The organism is Citrobacter sp. XT1-2-2 (genome assembly GCF_023516235.1).
GTDB classification, from domain to species: domain Bacteria; phylum Pseudomonadota; class Gammaproteobacteria; order Enterobacterales; family Enterobacteriaceae; genus Citrobacter; species Citrobacter werkmanii.
Genome location: NZ_CP097324.1, coordinates 4181595 through 4199974, shown reverse-complemented (window position 1 = coordinate 4199974; position 18380 = coordinate 4181595). Strand labels below are relative to the sequence as shown.

The following is an 18380-nucleotide window of genomic DNA, read 5'->3' as shown; positions in this document are numbered from 1 at the left end:
AATTACTTGTCTTTCCAGTGCACTTTGGCGTCTTTAATAAAGGACAGCGTCACCATAATGTTGACGAAGAACAGCGGGCATCCTCCGGCGATAATTGCGGTCTGAATCGGCTTCAACCCACCCAGCGCCAGCAGAACGATACCGATGATGCCGACCAGCACCGACCAGCCGATACGCACTAACAGAGGCGGTTCTTCACCATCGCGAACTTCGCGACAGGTGGACATCGCCAGGGTGTAAGAGCAGGCGTTAATCAGCGTTACGGTGGCGATAAAGCAGAGGATAAAGAAACCCCACATGGTGGCGGTGCTGAGCGGTAAGGCGGCCCAGGTTTCGATAATGGCGCGCGCCACGCCGTGTTGTTCAATCAACTGCGGAATGTTGAGGATGTTTTTATCCATCAGCAGCAGCGTGTTGCTGCCAAGGACAGTCCACAGGATCCAGGTAGACGCGGTCAGGCCCAGTACCATCCCGAAGCACAGTTCGCGTACGGTGCGACCACGAGAAATACGGGCCAGGAAGATACTCATCTGGATGGCGTAAATTACCCACCACGCCCAGTAGAAAACGGTCCAGCCCTGCGGGAAGCCGCCTTTACCGATGGCATCGGTATAGAACAGCATCCGTGGCAGATGCATCAGCAACATCCCGACGGAGTCGGTGAAGTAGTTCATGATGAAGCTGGCGCCGCTGACGATAAACACCCAGCCGAGCATCAGGAAGCTCAGATAACTACGTACGTCACTGGCGATCTTGACCCCTTTTTGCAGGCCACAGGCCACGCAAATGGCGTTCAGAATGATCCAGCAGGTAATGATGATGGCGTCGAGTTGCAGCGTATGTGGAATACCGAACAGGTACTGCATACACTCGGTGACCAGCGGGGTAGCCAGACCGAGGCTGGTGCCCATTGCGAAGATCAGCGCCACCAGGTAGAAGTTATCAACGATGGTACCGAACAACCCTTTCGCATGTTTCTCACCGACGAGCGGTACCAGCGTGGAGCTGGGACGGATGACATCCATCTTACGTACAAAGAAGAAGTAGGCGAAGGCTACAGAAAGGAAGCTATAGGTTGCCCACGGCAGCGGCCCCCAGTGGAACAGGCTGTACGCCAGACCTATCTCTTTCGCGCCCGTGGAATTTGGTTCCAGGCCGAACGGCGGTGTGGAGATATAGTAGTAGATCTCAATAGAGCCCCAGAACAGCACCGCAGCGGATGTACAGGACGCGAACATCATAAAAATCCAGCTGGCGGTGCTAAACTCCGGTTTTTCGTCACCTAATCTCTTTTTGGCATAGGGGCCAAAAACCAGCCAGAACCAGCCGAATAGCATGATGACCATATACCATTCAAATGCCCATCCCCAGACGTTGGTGACATAACTGAATACCGCATTAATAACGACGTTAGCGGCATCAAGATCTCTTACTGTTAGCCAGCAAAGTATTCCGACAATTATTAATGGCGGAAAAAAAACCTTCGGTTCAATTCCCGATTTTCTCTTTTCATTTTTCATAAGTGAATTCCAGTGTGAAAACGAAATTTATTTAGCGTGCCCGTTTTTGAACGTTTGTTTATTTATTATTAATGGTTTGTTGATAACTTATTAACCTCTGGGACACCTCAACGAGTAACTCATAATGGGTATTCATTTCGCGTGATTCTGTTACTTTGATCACACTTTTTGGTGCTGGTTATTTTGTCTTGAAATGTCTATTTTTTGTTTATAAATCATATAGTTGACATTGGTTTTTTAACTTTTTTAAGTGTCTGGTGTTCAATATTGTTGAACCAGCAAGCAATATTGAAAATTTTCATATTTGACGTGTTTCTTTCAATATTGGTGAGGCATGTAACACTATTGAAAGTTACGAATTTCAATGTGTGACATTTTCAATATTGGTGATTAAGGTTTTATTTCCGAATTAAAGAGCGTGATATCTGTATTTAACACCGCCGATATAAATACGTTTCCTTCATGATTTCTGGAGATGCAATGAAGATAATTACTTGCTACAAATGCGTACCTGATGAACAGGATATTGCGATTAATAATGCTGATGGTTCACTCGATTTCAGCAAAGCGGATGGCAAAATCAGCCAATATGATCTGAATGCAATTGAAGCAGCTTGCCAGTTAAAACAGCAGGTGGGAGAAGCTCAGGTTGTCGCCATGAGCGTTGGCGGCAAAGCGCTGACTAATGCAAAAGGGCGCAAAGATGTTCTTTCTCGTGGCCCTGATGAACTGATTGTGGTGATTGACGATCAATTTGAGCAGGCGCTGCCGCAACACACCGCTACCGCGCTGGCCGCCGCGGCGCAAAAATCAGGTTTCGATCTGCTTATTTGCGGCGACGGTTCTTCCGATCTTTATGCTCAGCAGGTTGGTTTGCTGGTAGGCGAAGCGCTGAACGTTCCGGCGATTAACGGCGTGAGTAAGATCCTCTCTCTTACTGACAGTACGCTGACGGTAGAACGCGAACTGGAAGATGAAGTTGAAACGCTGAGCATCCCGCTCCCGGCGGTGATCGCGGTTTCCACCGACATCAACACTCCACAAATCCCTTCGATGAAAGCCATTCTTGGCGCGGCGAAAAAACCGGTTCAGGTCTGGTCGCCTGCGGATATCGGGCTGAACAGCGTACCCGCGTATTCCGTACAACAGGTTGCCGCACCGAAGCAGCGCGAGCGTCAGCGTGTGGTGATTGAAGGTGACGGTGAAGAACAAATCGCCGCGTTTGTCGAGAATCTGCGCAAAATCATTTAATTATCAGGGGATGTTATGAACAAATTTTCCAGTGTCTGGGTATTCAGCGATACCCCTTCTCGTCTGCCCGAACTGATGAGTGGCGCGCAGGCTGTAGGTGAAAAAGTTAACGCGTTCGTACTGAACGAAGCGGATAGCGCGACAGCATGTCATTTGGGCGCGGATCATGTCTGGCTGCTCAGCGGCAAACCAGAAGACCGCATGATCGAAGACTACGCTGATGTGATGGCTGAGACTGTTCGTCAGCATAGCGAGGGCGGCGCGGTACTGCTGCCGAATACGCGCCGGGGCAAACTGTTGGCGGCAAAGCTGGGCTTTCGCTTGTCGGCTGCGGTTTCCAACGACGCCAGCGAAGTCGCCCTGCAGGATGGAAAAGCGGCGGTTAAGCATATGGTCTACGGCGGTCTGGCGATAGGGGCAGAAACCATTGCTTCGCCGTTTGCCGTGATCACGCTCAGCAGCGGAACGTTTGACGCACAAGACCCGGACACTTCTCGCAGCGGTGAGATGCACACCGTGCAGTGGCAGGCTCCGGCCAATGCTGTGACCCGCACCGCAACCCAGGCACGTCAGAGCAACAGCGTCGATCTCGATAAAGCGCGTCTGGTGGTCAGTGTGGGACGCGGTATAGGCAGCAAAGAGAATATCTCGCTGGCCGAAGCGCTGTGCCAGACGATTGGCGCTGAGCTGGCCTGTTCTCGCCCGGTAGCGGAAAACGAGAAGTGGATGGAGCACGAGCGCTACGTCGGTATCTCCAACCTGATGCTCAAGCCTGAACTGTATCTGGCGGTGGGGATCTCCGGGCAGATCCAACACATGGTCGGCGCCAACGGCGCGCAGACGATTTTCGCCATCAATAAAGATAAAAATGCGCCGATCTTCCAGTATGCGGATTTTGGCATCGTTGGCGATGCGCTGAAGATCCTGCCTGCGCTGACGGCTGCCTTAGCGCGATAAATCATTTCGGGCAGGATGCGAAGGTATCCTGCCGCTGACAGGAGTACGTATGTCCGAAGATATCTTTGATGCCATCATCGTGGGTGCAGGTCTGGCCGGTTCGGTTGCGGCGCTGGTGCTTGCTCGCGAAGGTGCACAGGTGCTGGTTATCGAGCGCGGCAATTCTGCTGGCGCGAAGAATGTCACCGGTGGGCGTCTGTATGCGCATAGCCTGGAACGCATCATTCCCGGCTTTGCGGATCAGGCCCCCATTGAACGCATGATCACCCACGAAAAACTCGCCTTTATGACCGACAACGGGGCGATGACTATCGATTACTGCAATGGTGAAGAGGCCGCCGCGTCGCAGGTTTCTTATTCCGTCTTGCGCAGTAAATTTGACGCCTGGCTGATGGAGCAGGCCGAAGAGGCGGGGGCGCAACTGATCACCGGTATTCGCGTCGATAACGTCGTTCAGCGCGAGGGTAAAGTCGTGGGCGTGGAAGCCGATGGCGATATTCTGGAAGCCAAAGTCGTGATCCTCGCCGACGGGGTGAATTCTCTGCTGGCTGAAAAGCTGGGCATGGCCAAGCGTGTTGAGGCATCGCATGTTGCCGTCGGCGTGAAGGAACTGATCGAATTGCCGAAGTCGGTAATTGAAGATCGTTTCCAGCTACAGGGCAACGAAGGCGCCGCCTGTCTGTTTGCCGGGGCGCCAACCGATGGTCTGATGGGCGGTGGCTTCCTGTATACGAATGAAACAACACTTTCTCTGGGGCTGGTCTGCGGTCTTCATCATCTGAAAGACGCGAAAAAATCGGTCCCGCAAATGCTGGAAGATTTCAAACAGCATCCGGCAGTCGCTCCGCTGATCGCTGGTGGCAAGCTGGTGGAATATGCCGCGCACGTTGTACCCGAGGCGGGAATGAATATGCAGCCTGAACTGGTGGGCGATGGCGTACTGATTGCCGGCGACGCTGCCGGTATGTGTATGAACCTCGGCTTTACCATCCGTGGTATGGATCTCGCCATATCCGCAGGCGAAGCGGCGGCGAAGACGGTGCTTTCGGCGATGAAGCGCGACGATTTTAGCAAGCAGTCGCTGGGTGAATACCGTCAGCATCTGGACGAAGGTCCGATGCGCGATATGCGCATGTATCAGAAACTGCCGGCTTTTCTTGATAATCCCCGCATGTTTACCGCTTATCCCGAAATGGCGGTCAGTATCGCGCGCGACCTGTTCACCGTGGATGGCTCCGCTCCGGTGCCAATGCGTAAAAAAATCCTGCGCCATGCGAAGAAAGTGGGCTTCATCAACCTGATGAAAGATGGCCTGAAAGGAGTGACCGTATTATGACATCTCCCGTCAATGTGGACGTCAAACTGGGCGTCAATAAGTTCAATGTGGATGAAGATAGCCCACACATCATTCTCAAAGCCGATCCTGATAAACAGGCGCTGGAGGTGCTGATTAAGGCCTGTCCGGCGGGACTGTATAAAAAGCAGGACGACGGTAGTGTTCGTTTTGATTACGCCGGGTGCCTGGAGTGCGGAACGTGCCGGATCCTCGGCCTTGATACGGCGCTGGAGAAATGGGAATACCCACGCGGGACGTTTGGCGTGGAGTTCCGCTACGGCTAATAAGTACGAGGTTGTGCACCCGTAGGCCGGATAAGATGCGGTAGCATCGCCATCCGGCAATCATGTGGTGCCATGCCGGATGGCGGCGTAAACGCCTTATCCGGCCTACAGATGACGCTTTGCCCGTGTTGAAACAGGACATCACCATGCAGCAGCCCAGGAACTTTGATGACATCAAATTTACCTCTATTCACCGCAGGATAATGCTATGGGGAAGCGGTGGGCCGTTTCTGGATGGTTATGTGCTGGTAATGATTGGCGTGGCGCTGGAACAACTCACGCCAGCATTGAAACTGGATGCTCAGTGGATTGGCTTGCTGGGTGCGGGCACGCTGGCCGGACTGTTTGTTGGTACGTCGTTGTTTGGCTACATTTCCGATAAGGTCGGGCGGCGAAAAATGTTTATTATCGATATCATCGCCATTGGCGTGATATCGGCAGCGACCATGTTCGTTACCTCGCCCGTTGAACTCCTGGTGATGCGTGTGTTGATCGGCATTGTGATTGGCGCCGATTACCCGATCGCCACCTCGATGATTACCGAATTTTCCAATACCCGCCAGCGTGCCTTCTCTATCGGTTTTATCGCGGCTATGTGGTATGTCGGCGCAACCTGTGCCGATCTGGTCGGTTACTGTTTGTATGATGTTGAGGGCGGATGGCGCTGGATGCTAGGTAGCGCGGTGATCCCTTGTATTTTGATCCTGATTGGACGCTTCGACCTGCCTGAATCGCCGCGCTGGCTGCTGCGTAAGGGGCGGGTGAAAGAGTGCGAGGCGATGATGATCAAGCTGTTCGGCGAACCGGTGGTGTTCGATGAAGAAGCGCCGCAGGAGACGCGTTTTCTCCAGCTGTTTAATCGTCGTCATTTCCCGTTTGTGCTGTTTGTTGCCGCCATCTGGACCTGTCAGGTGATCCCGATGTTCGCCATCTATACCTTTGGCCCGCAGATTGTTGGGCTACTGGGACTGGGTGCCGGGAAAAGCGCCGCGTTGGGCAACGTGGTGATTAGCTTGTGCTTTATGCTGGGGTGTATTCCGCCGATGTTTTGGCTCAATAGCGCGGGGCGGCGACCGCTGTTGATTGGCAGCTTTATTATGATGACGCTGGCGCTGGCCGTACTGGGGTTAATTCCTGATATGGGGGCGTGGCTGGTGGTGCTGGCCTTTGCCGTATACGCATTTTTCTCTGGTGGTCCGGGGAATCTGCAGTGGCTATATCCCAACGAACTGTTTCCTACCGATATTCGCGCGTCTGCCGTCGGGGTGATTATGTCGTTAAGCCGCATCGGGACCATTGTTTCCACCTGGGCGCTACCGGTGTTCATTAGCAAATACGGCATCAGTAATGTCATGCTGATGGGGGCCGGGATTTCGCTGATTGGCCTGCTCGTGTCCATTGCTTTTGCACCAGAAACACGCGGCCTGACGTTGTCTCAAACCAGTCAGATGACGATTCGCAGTAAGCCCGTGACCAGGGCAGGCTATTAGGAGTGTTCTGTATTTTCCCTGTAACTCAGTCAGTTAGCCTACAGTTAATCTATATTTCACTGAAAACGACTGAAAAGCAGGGAGAACACCATGCAAAAACATATCCTGATCACCTCTATTTTTACCGCAGCAGCACTGTTTACCGTCGCCGGTTGTTCCTCAAACCAGGCGGTGAAAACCACCGACGGCAAAACCATCGTTACCGACGGCAAACCGCAAGTGGATGATGATACTGGCCTGGTGTCATATAAAAATGCGCAAACAGGTAAGACGGAGCAGATTAACCGCGACCAGGTTAAAGATATGAGTGAGCTGGACAACTAACTCAGATTTTTCCATTTATCTACTCAATAATATTGACTGTTAGCCTGTGGATTAACTGACTAAACTCACTGTTATTACAATAATGCAGTGACACAGGCTAATCATGATTCTCATCATTTATGCGCATCCCTATCCGCAGCATTCGCATGCGAATAAGCGGATGCTTGATCAGGCAAGGACGCTGGAGGGTGTGGAGATCCGCTCGCTCTACCAGCTCTACCCCGATTTCAATATCGATATTGCCGCTGAACAGGATGCGTTGGCACGCGCTGATTTAATTATCTGGCAGCATCCTATGCAGTGGTATAGCACGCCTCCGTTACTCAAATTGTGGATGGATAAAGTCCTCTCTCACGGCTGGGCCTATGGCCATGGCGGAACAGCGCTGCACGGTAAACATCTGCTGTGGGCTGTGACGACCGGCGGCGGTGAAAACCACTTTGATATCGGCTCCCATCCTGGCTTTGATGTACTTTCTCAGCCCCTACAGGCAACGGCTTTATATTGCGGCCTCAAATGGCTGCCGCCGTTTGCGATGCACTGTACGTTTATTTGCGATGATGAAACGCTGCAGGCGCAGGCGCGCCACTATAAACAGCGTCTGCTGGAGTGGCAGGAGGTGCATCATGGATAGTCATACGCTGATACAGGCGCTGATTTACCTCGGTTCGGCGGCGCTGATTGTCCCCATCGCCGTACGGCTGGGCTTAGGGTCAGTGCTGGGCTATCTCATCGCCGGGTGCATCATCGGTCCTTGGGGCTTGAGGCTGGTGACAGATGCCGAATCAATCCTCCATTTTGCCGAGATCGGCGTGGTGCTGATGCTGTTTGTCATCGGCCTGGAACTGGATCCGCAACGTTTGTGGAAGCTGCGAGCCTCGGTGTTTGGCGGTGGTGCATTACAAATGGTGGTTTGCGGGGGGCTGATCGGTCTGTTCTGTATGTTCCTCGGCCTGCGCTGGCAGGTAGCGGAACTGATCGGCATGACGCTGGCGCTTTCCTCAACGGCCATCGCTATGCAGGCGATGAATGAACGTAACCTGATGGTGTCGCAACTCGGACGCAGCACATTTGCCGTGCTGCTGTTCCAGGATATCGCCGCTATTCCACTGGTCGCGATGATCCCATTACTCGCGGCGAGCGGCGCATCGACAACGCTTGGGGCGTTTGCGCTCTCTGCGCTTAAGGTGGCGGGGGCACTGGTGCTGGTGGTGCTGTTAGGTCGCTATGTGACGCGTCCCGCCTTACGTTTTGTTGCCCGTTCAGGCCTGCGGGAAGTGTTTAGCGCCGTCGCGCTATTCCTCGTTTTTGGCTTCGGTCTGCTATTGGAAGAGGTCGGACTGTCGATGGCGATGGGGGCGTTCCTGGCCGGTGTGCTGCTGGCCAGTTCTGAGTATCGCCACGCGCTGGAAAGCGATATTGAACCGTTCAAAGGACTGTTGCTGGGACTGTTCTTCATCGGCGTGGGGATGTCTATCGATTTTGGCACGCTGGTAGATAACCCATTACGCATCGTTATTCTGCTGGTCGGTTTCCTGGTTATCAAAACCGTCATGCTGTGGCTGATAGCGAAACCGTTGCAGGTGCCGAATAAGCAACGTCGCTGGTTTGCCGTATTATTAGGGCAGGGCAGTGAATTTGCCTTCGTGGTGTTTGGCGCGGCGCAAATGGCAGACGTGCTTGATCCTGATTGGGCGAAATCGCTGACCCTGGCTGTCGCGTTGTCGATGGCGGCGACGCCGATTTTACTGGTGATTTTGACACGACTGGAAAAATCAGCGACCGGTGAAGAGCGGGAAGCGGATGAAATCGACGAAGAACAACCGCGAGTGATCATCGCCGGGTTTGGGCGATTTGGTCAGATTACCGGTCGTTTACTGTTGTCGAGCGGCGTCAAAATGGTGGTTCTTGATCATGACCCGGACCATATCGAAACGCTACGTAAATTCGGCATGAAGGTTTTCTATGGCGATGCGACCCGGATGGATCTGCTGGAGTCTGCAGGGGCGGCTAAAGCTGAAGTCATTATTAACGCCATTGACGATCCGCAAACCAGCCTGCAATTAACCGAAATGGTGAAGGAGCATTTCCCTCATCTGCAAATTATTGCCCGCGCGCGCGATGTGGATCATTACATTCGCCTGCGCCAGGCAGGGGTGGAAATGCCGGAACGTGAAACCTTTGAAGGCGCGCTGAAGACCGGGCGTCTGGCGCTGGAAGGTCTTGGGCTTGGTCGCTATGAAGCGCGTGAGCGGGCCGACGTATTCCGCCGCTTCAATATGCTCATGGTTGAGGAGATGGTGAAAGGGGAAAATGACGCGATTTCCCGCGCAGCGGTTTATAAACGCACCAGCGCAATGCTGAGTGAAATTATTGCGGAAGATCGCCAACACTTATCGTTAATTCAACGCCATGGCTGGCAAGGCACGGACGAAGGTAAACATACGGGCGACGTCGCCGATGAGCCGGAAGTGAAACCGTCAGCATAGAGTAAAAAATGTGATGTTCTGCAAACTTTACTGCTAATTGGCTGTTTTTGAACTACTGTAATGCTGGCGTACCACCTTAAATAGGTCGGTTCGCCAGCAGAACGGAAAATTTTCATGCTCATCCTCTTTCCGCCAGTCGACGAAAGATTGCGCTTTCCGTATAGTGGCGACAATTTTTTTGTATCCGGGAAACATTCAATGATCAGTCTGATTGCGGCGTTAGCGGTAGATCGCGTCATCGGTATGGAAAACGCCATGCCATGGAACCTACCTGCCGATCTCGCCTGGTTTAAACGTAATACCTTAAACAAGCCGGTTGTCATGGGACGCCATACCTGGGAATCCATCGGGCGACCGTTGCCAGGGCGTAAAAATATTGTCATCAGCAGCAAGCCAGGCACCGACGATCGCGTGCAGTGGGTGAAGTCTGTTGATGAAGCAATAGCGGCCTGCGGCGATGAACCTGAAATTATGGTGATTGGCGGTGGACGCGTGTATGAGCAGTTCCTGCCGAAAGCGCAAAAACTGTATCTGACACACATTGATGCGGAAGTTGAAGGGGATACGCATTTCCCGGACTACGAACCGGACGACTGGGAATCGGTGTTTAGCGAATTTCACGATGCCGACGCACAAAACTCCCACAGCTACTGCTTCGAGATTCTGGAACGTCGTTAATACCGTAAGCGCCGGATGGCGGCGAAACGCCTTATCATCCAGCTAATGTAGGCCGGATAAGGTGCGAGCACCGCATCCGGCAAACGACTATCAGGCGTTGACCGCCTCGCCGGGATCCAGATTCAGATGGCGATTTGATGGCTGTACAAAGTACCGTTTGTCTTCCCAGCGCAGACAGGTGAGGTCTCCCCCCCAGCAACATCCCGTATCCAGCGCGTAGATACCTTCAGGCGTGCCTTTCCCCTCCAGCGATGCCCAGTGCCCGAAAGCAATGCTATAGGCTTCACTGACCGGTCCAGGAATGGCAAACCAGGGCTTCAGTGGGGCTGGCGCATCTTCTGGCGACTCTTTGCTGTACATATCCAACTGACCGTTGGGGAAGCAGTAGCGCATGCGGGTAAATGCGTTGGTAATAAAACGCAGGCGCGCCAGTCCCGTGAGTTCCGGTGTCCAGTTGTTTGGCATGTCGCCATACATGGCGTCGAGGAAGAAGGGATAAGAGTCGCTCGACAATACGGCTTCAACATCGCGGGCGCAATTCCTCGCTGTCTGCAGATCCCATTGTGGGGTAATACCGGCATGCGCCATCACCAGCTTCTTCTCTTCATCAATCTGCAAGAGCGGCTGGCGGCGTAACCAATTAAGTAACTCATCCGCGTCCGGTGCTTCGAGCAGCGGTGTGAGCCGGTCTTTCGGTTTGTTACGACTGATACCGGCAAATACGGCCAGCAGGTGCAAATCGTGATTGCCAAGGACTAACCGCACGCTATCGCCCAGCGATTTCACGTAGCGTAAAACGTCCAGAGAGCCCGGCCCACGCGCGACCAGATCGCCAGTGAGCCATAGGGTGTCTTGTTCGGGGTTGAAGTCTACCTGGTGCAGCAAGGCGATCAGTTCATCGTAACAACCGTGAACGTCGCCAATAAGGTATGTCGCCATAGTTATTGTTTTAGTGAATGAGTGTTGGAACGGCGAGCCGAAACACGGGAATGTCGATGGTAAAGGCGATGCCTTGTTCATCGATCATTTCGTAATGACCCTGCATGGTGCCCAGCGGTGTTTCAATTACCGCTCCGCTGGTGTACTGATACTCTTCGCCAGGTGCGATGTGGGGCTGAACGCCAACCACACCTTCGCCCTGAACTTCGGTTTCGCGGCCATGACCATTAGTGATCAACCAATAACGCCCCAACAGCTGCACAGGCGCTCGCCCCAAATTGCGGATAGTCACGGTATAAGCAAAAACGTAACGTTCATCATCAGGTGAGGATTGCGCCTCAATGTAGACGCTTTGTACCTGAATGCACACTCGGGGCGAATTGATCATCTTTAACTCTCCTTCGATGGCGCGTTTTCTGACAGATAGTTAGCCATCCGGCAGTATTGCGCGACAGAGATATTTTCCGCTCGCATCGCCGGATCAATACCCAGCTCGGTCAGGACCTCAACGCTAAACAGGTTGCCGAGGCTGTTACGTACCGTTTTACGGCGCTGATTAAACGCTTCGGTGGTAATACGGCTCAGCACGCGGACATCTTTAACCGGGTACGGCATCGTCGCATGAGGAACCAGACGCACAACGGCGGAATCGACTTTAGGCGCAGGCGTGAATGCGGATGGCGGTACTTCGAGTACCGGGATCACATTGCAATAATATTGCGCCATGACGCTTAATCGACCATACGCTTTACTGTTTGGCCCTGCAACCAGACGATTGACCACCTCTTTTTGCAACATGAAATGCATGTCGGCAATGGCATCAGTATAGGTAAAAAGATGGAACATCAGCGGCGTGGAGATATTGTACGGCAGGTTACCGAAAACGCGCAGCGGCTGGCCCATCGTTTGTGCGAGTTCGCCGAAGTTCATCGTCATGGCATCTTGCTGATAAATCGTCAGCTTTGGCCCTAAAAACGGGTGAGTTTGCAGGCGCGCGGCAAGGTCCCGGTCCAGTTCAATGACCGTGAGCTTGTCCAGACGTTCGCCTACTGGCTCGGTCAATGCTGCCAGGCCCGGGCCGATTTCGACCATTGCCTGACCCTTCTGCGGATTGATAGCAGAGACAATACTTTCGATCACAAACTGATCGTTAAGGAAGTTTTGCCCGAAACGTTTACGGGCTAAGTGGCCCTGATGGACTCGATTATTCATTAGTATTAACAATCATTTTGATGGCGAGATTAAGCGCCGTAATAAAACTGCCGACATCTGCTTGCCCACGACCCGCAAGTTCAAGCGCGGTGCCGTGATCGACAGATGTGCGAATAAAGGGCAGGCCCAGCGTGATATTCACCCCGCGACCAAATCCCTGGTATTTTAGCACGGGGAGGCCCTGATCGTGGTACATTGCCAATACGGCATCCGCGTGGTCGAGATATTTGGGCTGAAACAGCGTATCTGCTGGCAGTGGGCCGTTTAGTTTCATCCCCTGCGTACGCAGTGCATCGAGGACGGGAATGATGGTGTCTATCTCTTCCGTCCCCATATGACCGCCTTCACCAGCATGCGGGTTAAGACCACACACCAGAATATGCGGATCGGCAATGCCGAACCTGGTGCGTAAATCATGATGCAGAATGCTGATCACTTCCTGCAACAGGGCGGGCGTAATGGCGTCGGCAACGGCTCTGAGCGGCAAATGCGTGGTGGCCAGCGCCACGCGCAGCTCCTCCGTCGCCAGCATCATCACCACTTTCTTCGCCTGTGAGCGCTCTTCAAAAAACTCGGTATGCCCGGTAAACGGCACGCCAGCGTCATTGATTACGCCCTTGTGGACCGGACCGGTAATCAGCGCCGCGAATTCACCTTGCAGACAACCATCACAGGCGCGAGCCAGCGTATCCACGACATATTGCCCATTTTCTACCGCCAACTGACCTGCGACTACAGGCGCTCGTAGCGCAATCGGTAACAGCGTCAACGTACCTGCTGATTGCGGTCTGGCTGGAGTATCTGAAGAGTAGGGGAGGAGTGAAAGCGGTAAACCGAGCATCGCTGCCCGGTCACTGAGAAGAGCGGCATCCGCACAGACGACGAGTTCTACGGGCCACTCACGCTGTGCGAGCTGAACCACGAGGTCTGGGCCAATCCCGGCGGGTTCGCCGGGAGTGATGACAACGCGTTGAATACGAGTCATTAGTTGCTCAGAATTTTAACGTATGCGCTGGCGCGCTGTTCCTGCATCCAGGTCGCTGCTTCTTCCGAGAATTTACGGTTCATCAGCATACGGTAGGCACGGTCTTTCTGCGCTGCGTCAGTTTTATCCACATTACGCGTGTCCAGCAGTTCGATCAGATGCCAACCGAAAGAGGAATGCACCGGGGCGCTCATCTGGCCTTTGTTAAGTTTGGTCAGCGCATCGCGGAAAGCAGGATCGAAAATATCCGCTGCAGCCCAGCCCAGATCGCCGCCCTGGTTGGCAGAACCGGGATCCTGAGAAAACTCTTTTGCTGCTGCCGCGAAGGTGGTTTTACCACTCTTAATATCTGCCGCGATTTGTTCCAGCTTCAGACGCGCCTGTTGATCGGTCATGATCGGCGATGGCTTCAGCAGAATATGGCGGGCGTGCACTTCAGTCACGGAGATGCTCTGGCTTTGACCACGCATGTCGTTGACTTTCAGGATGTGGAAACCCACGCCTGAACGAATAGGGCCGATGATATCGCCTTTCTTCGCGGTGCTTAACGCCTGAGCAAAGATGCCCGGCAGTTCCTGAATACGTCCCCAACCCATCTGGCCACCTTTCAGCGCCTGCTGATCGGCGGAGTAAGTGATGGCCAGTTTGCCGAAATCGCTACCGTTACGCGCTTCATCAACAACAGAGCGTGCCTGGCTTTCAGCCGCGTTTACCTGCTCTGACGTTGGGTTTTCCGGTAATGGGATCAGAATGTGGCTCAGGTTCAGCTCGGTGCTGGCATCGTTTTGGTTGCCAACCTGCTGCGCCAGGGCATCCACTTCCTGCGGCAGAATGGTGACGCGACGGCGAACTTCGTTGTTACGCACTTCGGAGATGGTCATTTCTTTGCGGATCTGGCTACGATAGGTCGAATAGCTCAAGCCATCCTGTGCCAGACGGCTGCGCATCTGATCCAGCGTCATGTTGTTCTGCTTGGCGATGTTGGCGATAGCCTGATCCAACTGCTCGTCAGAAATTTTCACCCCCATCTTCTGACCCATCTGCAGGATGATTTGATCCATGATCAAACGTTCCAGGATCTGATGACGCAGCGTGGCGTCGTCTGGTAACTGCTGACCAGCTTGACCCGCATTAAGTTTTACTGACTGCATTAAGCCATCGACGTCGCTTTCCAGAACGACGCCGTTATTGACGACGGCTGCGACTTTATCGACTACCTGTGGGGCAGCGAAACTGGTATTCGCGATCATGGCGATACCGAGAAGCAGCGTTTTCCAGTTCTTCATACTTTTTCCATTTCAATTAACCGCAATGCGGATTACGTGTAAATTAATCAGATCATAAAGCGCTTTGATACGGCAAAATGTTCGAACGCAACATTTGGTTGGTGCCGAGACCGTAGTTGGAGCTCAGGCCGCGGAGTTCGATATTAAAGCCGATCGTGTTGTCATAAATTGCATGTTGCTGGGTGTTATCCCAACCGTTCAGCTTACGTTCGTAGCCGAAGCGAATGGCGTAACAGCAGGAGTTGTACTGTAAGCCCAGCATAGAGTCTGCTTCTTTGTTCACGTTGGTATCGAAGTAGTAAGCACCGACAATCGACCAGCGATCGGCGATCGGGAAGCTTGCCACTGCGCCCACCTGCGAAATCCCGTTCTTATACTGATCGGCCGTCGAGTAGTAAGAAGGCAGGGTTGCCTGGATATACTCTGAACTGGCATAACGGTAGTTCAACTGCAGCATACGGTTTTCGTCGCGGCGGTATTCGATACTGCTGCTGCTGGTGGCGATGCTATCCAGACGCGTGTCGTACTGAATCCCACTACGCAAACCCCAGCGATCGGAGATGCGCCAGTAGGTGTCTCCCGCCCAGACCAGCGAACCCGTTTTGTCGTCATTCTCCCATTTAATGTTGTCATCGCCAGTGCGAGACTCAGTGAAATAGTAGATTTGACCCACAGAAATATTAAAACGTTCAACGGCCGCGTCATCATAAACGCGAGATGTGACCCCGGTCGTTACCTGGTTAGCGGAAGCAATACGGTCCAGACCGCCATAAGTACGGTCACGGAACAGGCCGCTGTAGTCAGATTGCAGCAGGGACGAGTCATAGTTATAGATATGGCTTTGGTCGCGATACGGGACGTACAGGTACTGGGCGCGCGGCTCCAGCGTCTGGGTATATCCCGGCGCCAGCATTTGCATATCACGCTCGAATACCATCTTGCCGTCAACTTTAAACTGCGGCATGACGCGGTTGGCGGAATCATCCAGCTTGGTGTTTTGCGGGTTACTGTTGTACCAATCCAGATTGGTCTGCTGATAGTGCGTAGCCAGCAGTTTCGCTTCGGTATTGATACTGCCCCAGTTATTCGACAACGGCAGGTTGATGGTCGGTTCAAGGTGAACACGCGTTGCTTCTGGCATGTTGTCATTGGTGTTAACGAAATGGACCGCCTGGCCATAAATACGGGTATCAAACGGACCGACGTCATTCTGGTAATAGTTGACGTCTAACTGCGGCTGCGCAGAGTAACTGTTACTGTTTGCGGAATCGAAGACCTGGAACTGCTTGGTCGAAACCGTGGCGTCAAAGTTCTGTACCGCATAGCCGACGCTGAATTTCTGCGTGGCGTAGCCGTCGGTACTGGAGCCGTATTTGTTATCAAAATCATTAAAGTAACTGGTGTCGCTGACCTTGGTGTAGTCGACGTTGAAACGCCACACCTGGTCCATGACGCCAGAGTGCTGCCAGTAGAACAGCCAGCGGCGTGAGTTGCTGTCCTTCGGATTATCATCTTCGTACACTTTATCGGAGTTCAGATAGTCGAACTCCATCAGGCCTGCGCCCGCCTGGGTGAGGTAGCGGAATTCGTTCTCCCACATGATGCCGCCACGACGGTGCATATAATGCGGCGTGATGGTGGCGTCCATATTGGGCGCAATGTTCCAGTAGTACGGGAGGTAGAACTCAAAATAGTTATTAGTAGAGTATTTTGCGTTCGGGATCAGGAAACCGGAACGGCGCTTATCGCCGACGGGCAACTGTAAATAGGGGCTGTAAAAGACCGGAACCGGACCCAGTTTAAACCGGGCGTTCCAGATTTCCGCGACCTGTTCTTCACGATCGTGGATGACTTCGCTACCGACGACGCTCCAGGTATCCGAACCGGGCAGACAGGAGGTAAAACTACCGTTTTCCAGAATGGTATAACGGTTTTCCCCACGCTGTTTCATCAGATCGGCTTTCCCGCGTCCCTGACGACCTACCATCTGGTAATCCCCCTCCCAGATATTGGTATCTTTGGTATTCAGATTAGACCAGCCCTTCGGTCCCTTCAGAATCACCTGATTGTCATCGTAATGAACATTACCCAACGCATCGACGGTTCGTACTGGCTCCGGCTGGCCTTCTGCTTGCTTCTGGTGAAGCTGAACTTCGTCGGCCTGCAGGCGGCTATTACCCTGCGCAATATCCACGTTGCCGGTAAACACCGCGTCATCCGGGTAATTCCCTTTCGCGTTGTCGGCATTAATGGTGACGGGTAATTCATTGGTTTCGCCCTTCACCAGAGGACGGTTATAGCTCGGCACGCCCAGCATACACTGTGAGGCGAGATCGGCTGCCAGGCCCTGTTGGCTATAAAGGGCGCTGGCAATCATGGTGGCCAGAAGAGTGGGAATACGTTTTTTCATACGTTGTATTTATTGTTCCATCATCGGTAGCGTCGCGCGTGACAAACGGTCACAGCCTAACTTATCTCATCTTCACTGCGCTAGTGTTAATCCTGCCCATTTAGGCATCCGTGGTGTTAGGCACGGCATTGAATGACAGGTATGATAATGCAAATTATAGGCGATGTCCCACAATTGACCGCAGCCGTAAAACGGTAAAAGCAGCTTATATTGTGGGACATAGCCTGGCTGAGAGCACAAAGATTTGGGGAGTCTATGCAGTATTGGGGAAAGATAATTGGTGTAGCCGTGGCTTTAATGATGGGCGGCGGCTTCTGGGGTGTGGTTCTGGGCCTGTTAGTCGGCCACATGTTCGACAAAGCCCGCATGCGCAAAATGGCGTGGTTTGCCAACCAACGTGAACGCCAGGCGCTTTTTTTTGCCACCACTTTTGAGGTGATGGGACATCTGACCAAATCCAAAGGTCGCGTCACGGAAGCCGATATTCATATCGCCAGCCAGTTGATGGATCGGATGAATTTGCACGGTGATTCCCGTACTGCCGCGCAACACGCCTTCCGGGTGGGAAAATCAGACAATTACCCGTTACGTGAAAAGATGCGTCAGTTTCGCAGCGTCTGTTTTGGTCGATTCGATCTGATCCGCATGTTTCTGGAGATTCAGATCCAGGCGGCATTTGCCGACGGGTCATTGCACCCTAACGAGCGTGAAGTGCTGTATGTGATTGCTGAAGAGTTGGGGATTTCGCGCACCCAGTTTGATCAGTTTCTGCGCATGATGCAGGGCGGGGCACAGTTCGGCGGCGGATATCAGCAGCAGTCCGGTGGTGGCGGCTGGCAGCAGGCGCAACGAGGCCCGACGCTGGAAGACGCCTGCAATGTTCTCGGTGTAAAAACAACCGACGATGCGACCACCATTAAGCGCGCTTATCGTAAACTAATGAGCGAACACCATCCGGACAAACTGGTCGCGAAAGGTTTACCGCCAGAAATGATGGAGATGGCTAAGCAGAAGGCGCAGGAAATTCAGAAGGCGTATGAGCTAATCAAAGAACAGAAAGGCTTCAAGTAAATATACACGGCATCCTTCAAGCTGCCTCTTTGTTGGCTGCACTGTGAAACCCCAGTCACATAGTTATCTATGCTCCTGGGGATTTCTTCGTTTGCCGCCTCGATGCATCTCGAATGATTTGTGTCTATAAATAGAGACACAAAGCAAA

17 protein-coding genes are annotated in these 18380 nt (G+C 53.0%); 10 read left to right on the top strand and 7 right to left on the bottom strand.

Going from position 1 to position 18380, the window contains the following annotated elements:
* Nucleotides 1-2 precede the first annotated feature (2 nt).
* Nucleotides 3-1520, bottom strand: a complete 1518-nt coding sequence (gene caiT, locus M4I31_RS19960; protein WP_038637104.1) for an L-carnitine/gamma-butyrobetaine antiporter — start codon at nt 1518-1520, stop codon at nt 3-5.
* 480 nt (nt 1521-2000) lie between these two features.
* Here caiT and M4I31_RS19955 point away from each other — a divergent pair, with 480 nt between their 5' ends.
* The 9 genes from M4I31_RS19955 to folA all read left to right on the top strand — a co-directional run bounded on the left by M4I31_RS19955 (nt 2001) and on the right by folA (nt 10329).
* A complete protein-coding gene (locus M4I31_RS19955) occupies nt 2001-2771 on the top strand; it encodes an electron transfer flavoprotein FixA (protein WP_085048330.1) in 771 nt (256 codons plus the stop codon).
* 15 nt (nt 2772-2786) lie between these two features.
* On the top strand, nt 2787-3728 hold the full coding sequence (locus M4I31_RS19950) for an electron transfer flavoprotein subunit alpha/FixB family protein (protein WP_085048329.1): 942 nt from the start codon (nt 2787-2789) through the stop codon (nt 3726-3728).
* Between the two features lie 49 nt (nt 3729-3777).
* Nucleotides 3778-5064, top strand: coding sequence for an FAD-dependent oxidoreductase (locus tag M4I31_RS19945; RefSeq protein WP_038637107.1), 1287 nt, complete (start codon nt 3778-3780; stop codon nt 5062-5064).
* Complete coding sequence (fixX, locus tag M4I31_RS19940; protein ID WP_000203731.1) at nt 5061-5348, top strand: ferredoxin-like protein FixX; 288 nt, start codon at nt 5061-5063, stop codon at nt 5346-5348. The genes M4I31_RS19945 and fixX overlap by 4 nt, the downstream gene beginning before the upstream one ends.
* Nucleotides 5349-5494: 146 nt before the next feature.
* Entirely contained in the window at nt 5495-6838 is a 1344-nt protein-coding gene (locus tag M4I31_RS19935) for an MFS transporter (RefSeq protein ID WP_085048328.1), read from the top strand.
* A 90-nt stretch (nt 6839-6928) separates the two neighbouring features.
* Nucleotides 6929-7162, top strand: a complete 234-nt coding sequence (locus M4I31_RS19930; protein WP_003018880.1) for a YgdI/YgdR family lipoprotein — start codon at nt 6929-6931, stop codon at nt 7160-7162.
* Between the two features lie 103 nt (nt 7163-7265).
* The gene (gene kefF / locus M4I31_RS19925) at nt 7266-7796 is read left to right on the top strand and encodes a glutathione-regulated potassium-efflux system oxidoreductase KefF (protein WP_038637110.1); all 531 of its coding nucleotides are present in this window, start codon (nt 7266-7268) and stop codon (nt 7794-7796) included.
* A complete protein-coding gene (kefC, locus tag M4I31_RS19920) occupies nt 7789-9651 on the top strand; it encodes a glutathione-regulated potassium-efflux system protein KefC (protein WP_085048327.1) in 1863 nt (620 codons plus the stop codon). The genes kefF and kefC overlap by 8 nt, the downstream gene beginning before the upstream one ends.
* A gap of 198 nt (nt 9652-9849) precedes the next feature.
* Nucleotides 9850-10329: a type 3 dihydrofolate reductase gene (gene folA, locus M4I31_RS19915; protein WP_003018873.1), complete on the top strand. Its 480-nt coding sequence runs from the start codon at nt 9850-9852 to the stop codon at nt 10327-10329.
* A 90-nt stretch (nt 10330-10419) separates the two neighbouring features.
* Here the strand turns inward: folA and apaH are convergent, their stop codons facing one another.
* From apaH to lptD, 6 genes are read right to left on the bottom strand one after another with little or no spacing between them, the layout of a single operon-like run.
* Nucleotides 10420-11268, bottom strand: coding sequence for a bis(5'-nucleosyl)-tetraphosphatase (symmetrical) ApaH (gene apaH / locus M4I31_RS19910; protein ID WP_038637114.1), 849 nt, complete (start codon nt 11266-11268; stop codon nt 10420-10422).
* A 10-nt stretch (nt 11269-11278) separates the two neighbouring features.
* A complete protein-coding gene (apaG, locus tag M4I31_RS19905; protein WP_038637116.1) occupies nt 11279-11656 on the bottom strand; it encodes a Co2+/Mg2+ efflux protein ApaG in 378 nt (125 codons plus the stop codon).
* 2 nt (nt 11657-11658) lie between these two features.
* Nucleotides 11659-12480, bottom strand: coding sequence for a 16S rRNA (adenine(1518)-N(6)/adenine(1519)-N(6))-dimethyltransferase RsmA (gene rsmA / locus M4I31_RS19900; RefSeq protein WP_005124503.1), 822 nt, complete (start codon nt 12478-12480; stop codon nt 11659-11661).
* Nucleotides 12473-13465, bottom strand: coding sequence for a 4-hydroxythreonine-4-phosphate dehydrogenase PdxA (pdxA, locus tag M4I31_RS19895; protein WP_085048326.1), 993 nt, complete (start codon nt 13463-13465; stop codon nt 12473-12475). Before pdxA ends, rsmA begins: the two co-directional genes overlap by 8 nt.
* Nucleotides 13465-14751 (bottom strand): peptidylprolyl isomerase SurA, encoded by a 1287-nt coding sequence (surA, locus tag M4I31_RS19890; RefSeq protein ID WP_038637121.1) that lies wholly within the window; start codon nt 14749-14751, stop codon nt 13465-13467. Before surA ends, pdxA begins: the two co-directional genes overlap by 1 nt.
* Before the next feature lie 52 nt (nt 14752-14803).
* On the bottom strand, nt 14804-17161 hold the full coding sequence (gene lptD, locus M4I31_RS19885; protein ID WP_085048325.1) for an LPS assembly protein LptD: 2358 nt from the start codon (nt 17159-17161) through the stop codon (nt 14804-14806).
* Between the two features lie 255 nt (nt 17162-17416).
* On the opposite strand from lptD, the gene djlA reads away from it, so the two are divergent.
* Nucleotides 17417-18232 (top strand): co-chaperone DjlA, encoded by an 816-nt coding sequence (gene djlA / locus M4I31_RS19880; protein ID WP_003845702.1) that lies wholly within the window; start codon nt 17417-17419, stop codon nt 18230-18232.
* The last annotated feature ends 148 nt before the right edge of the window (nt 18233-18380 follow it).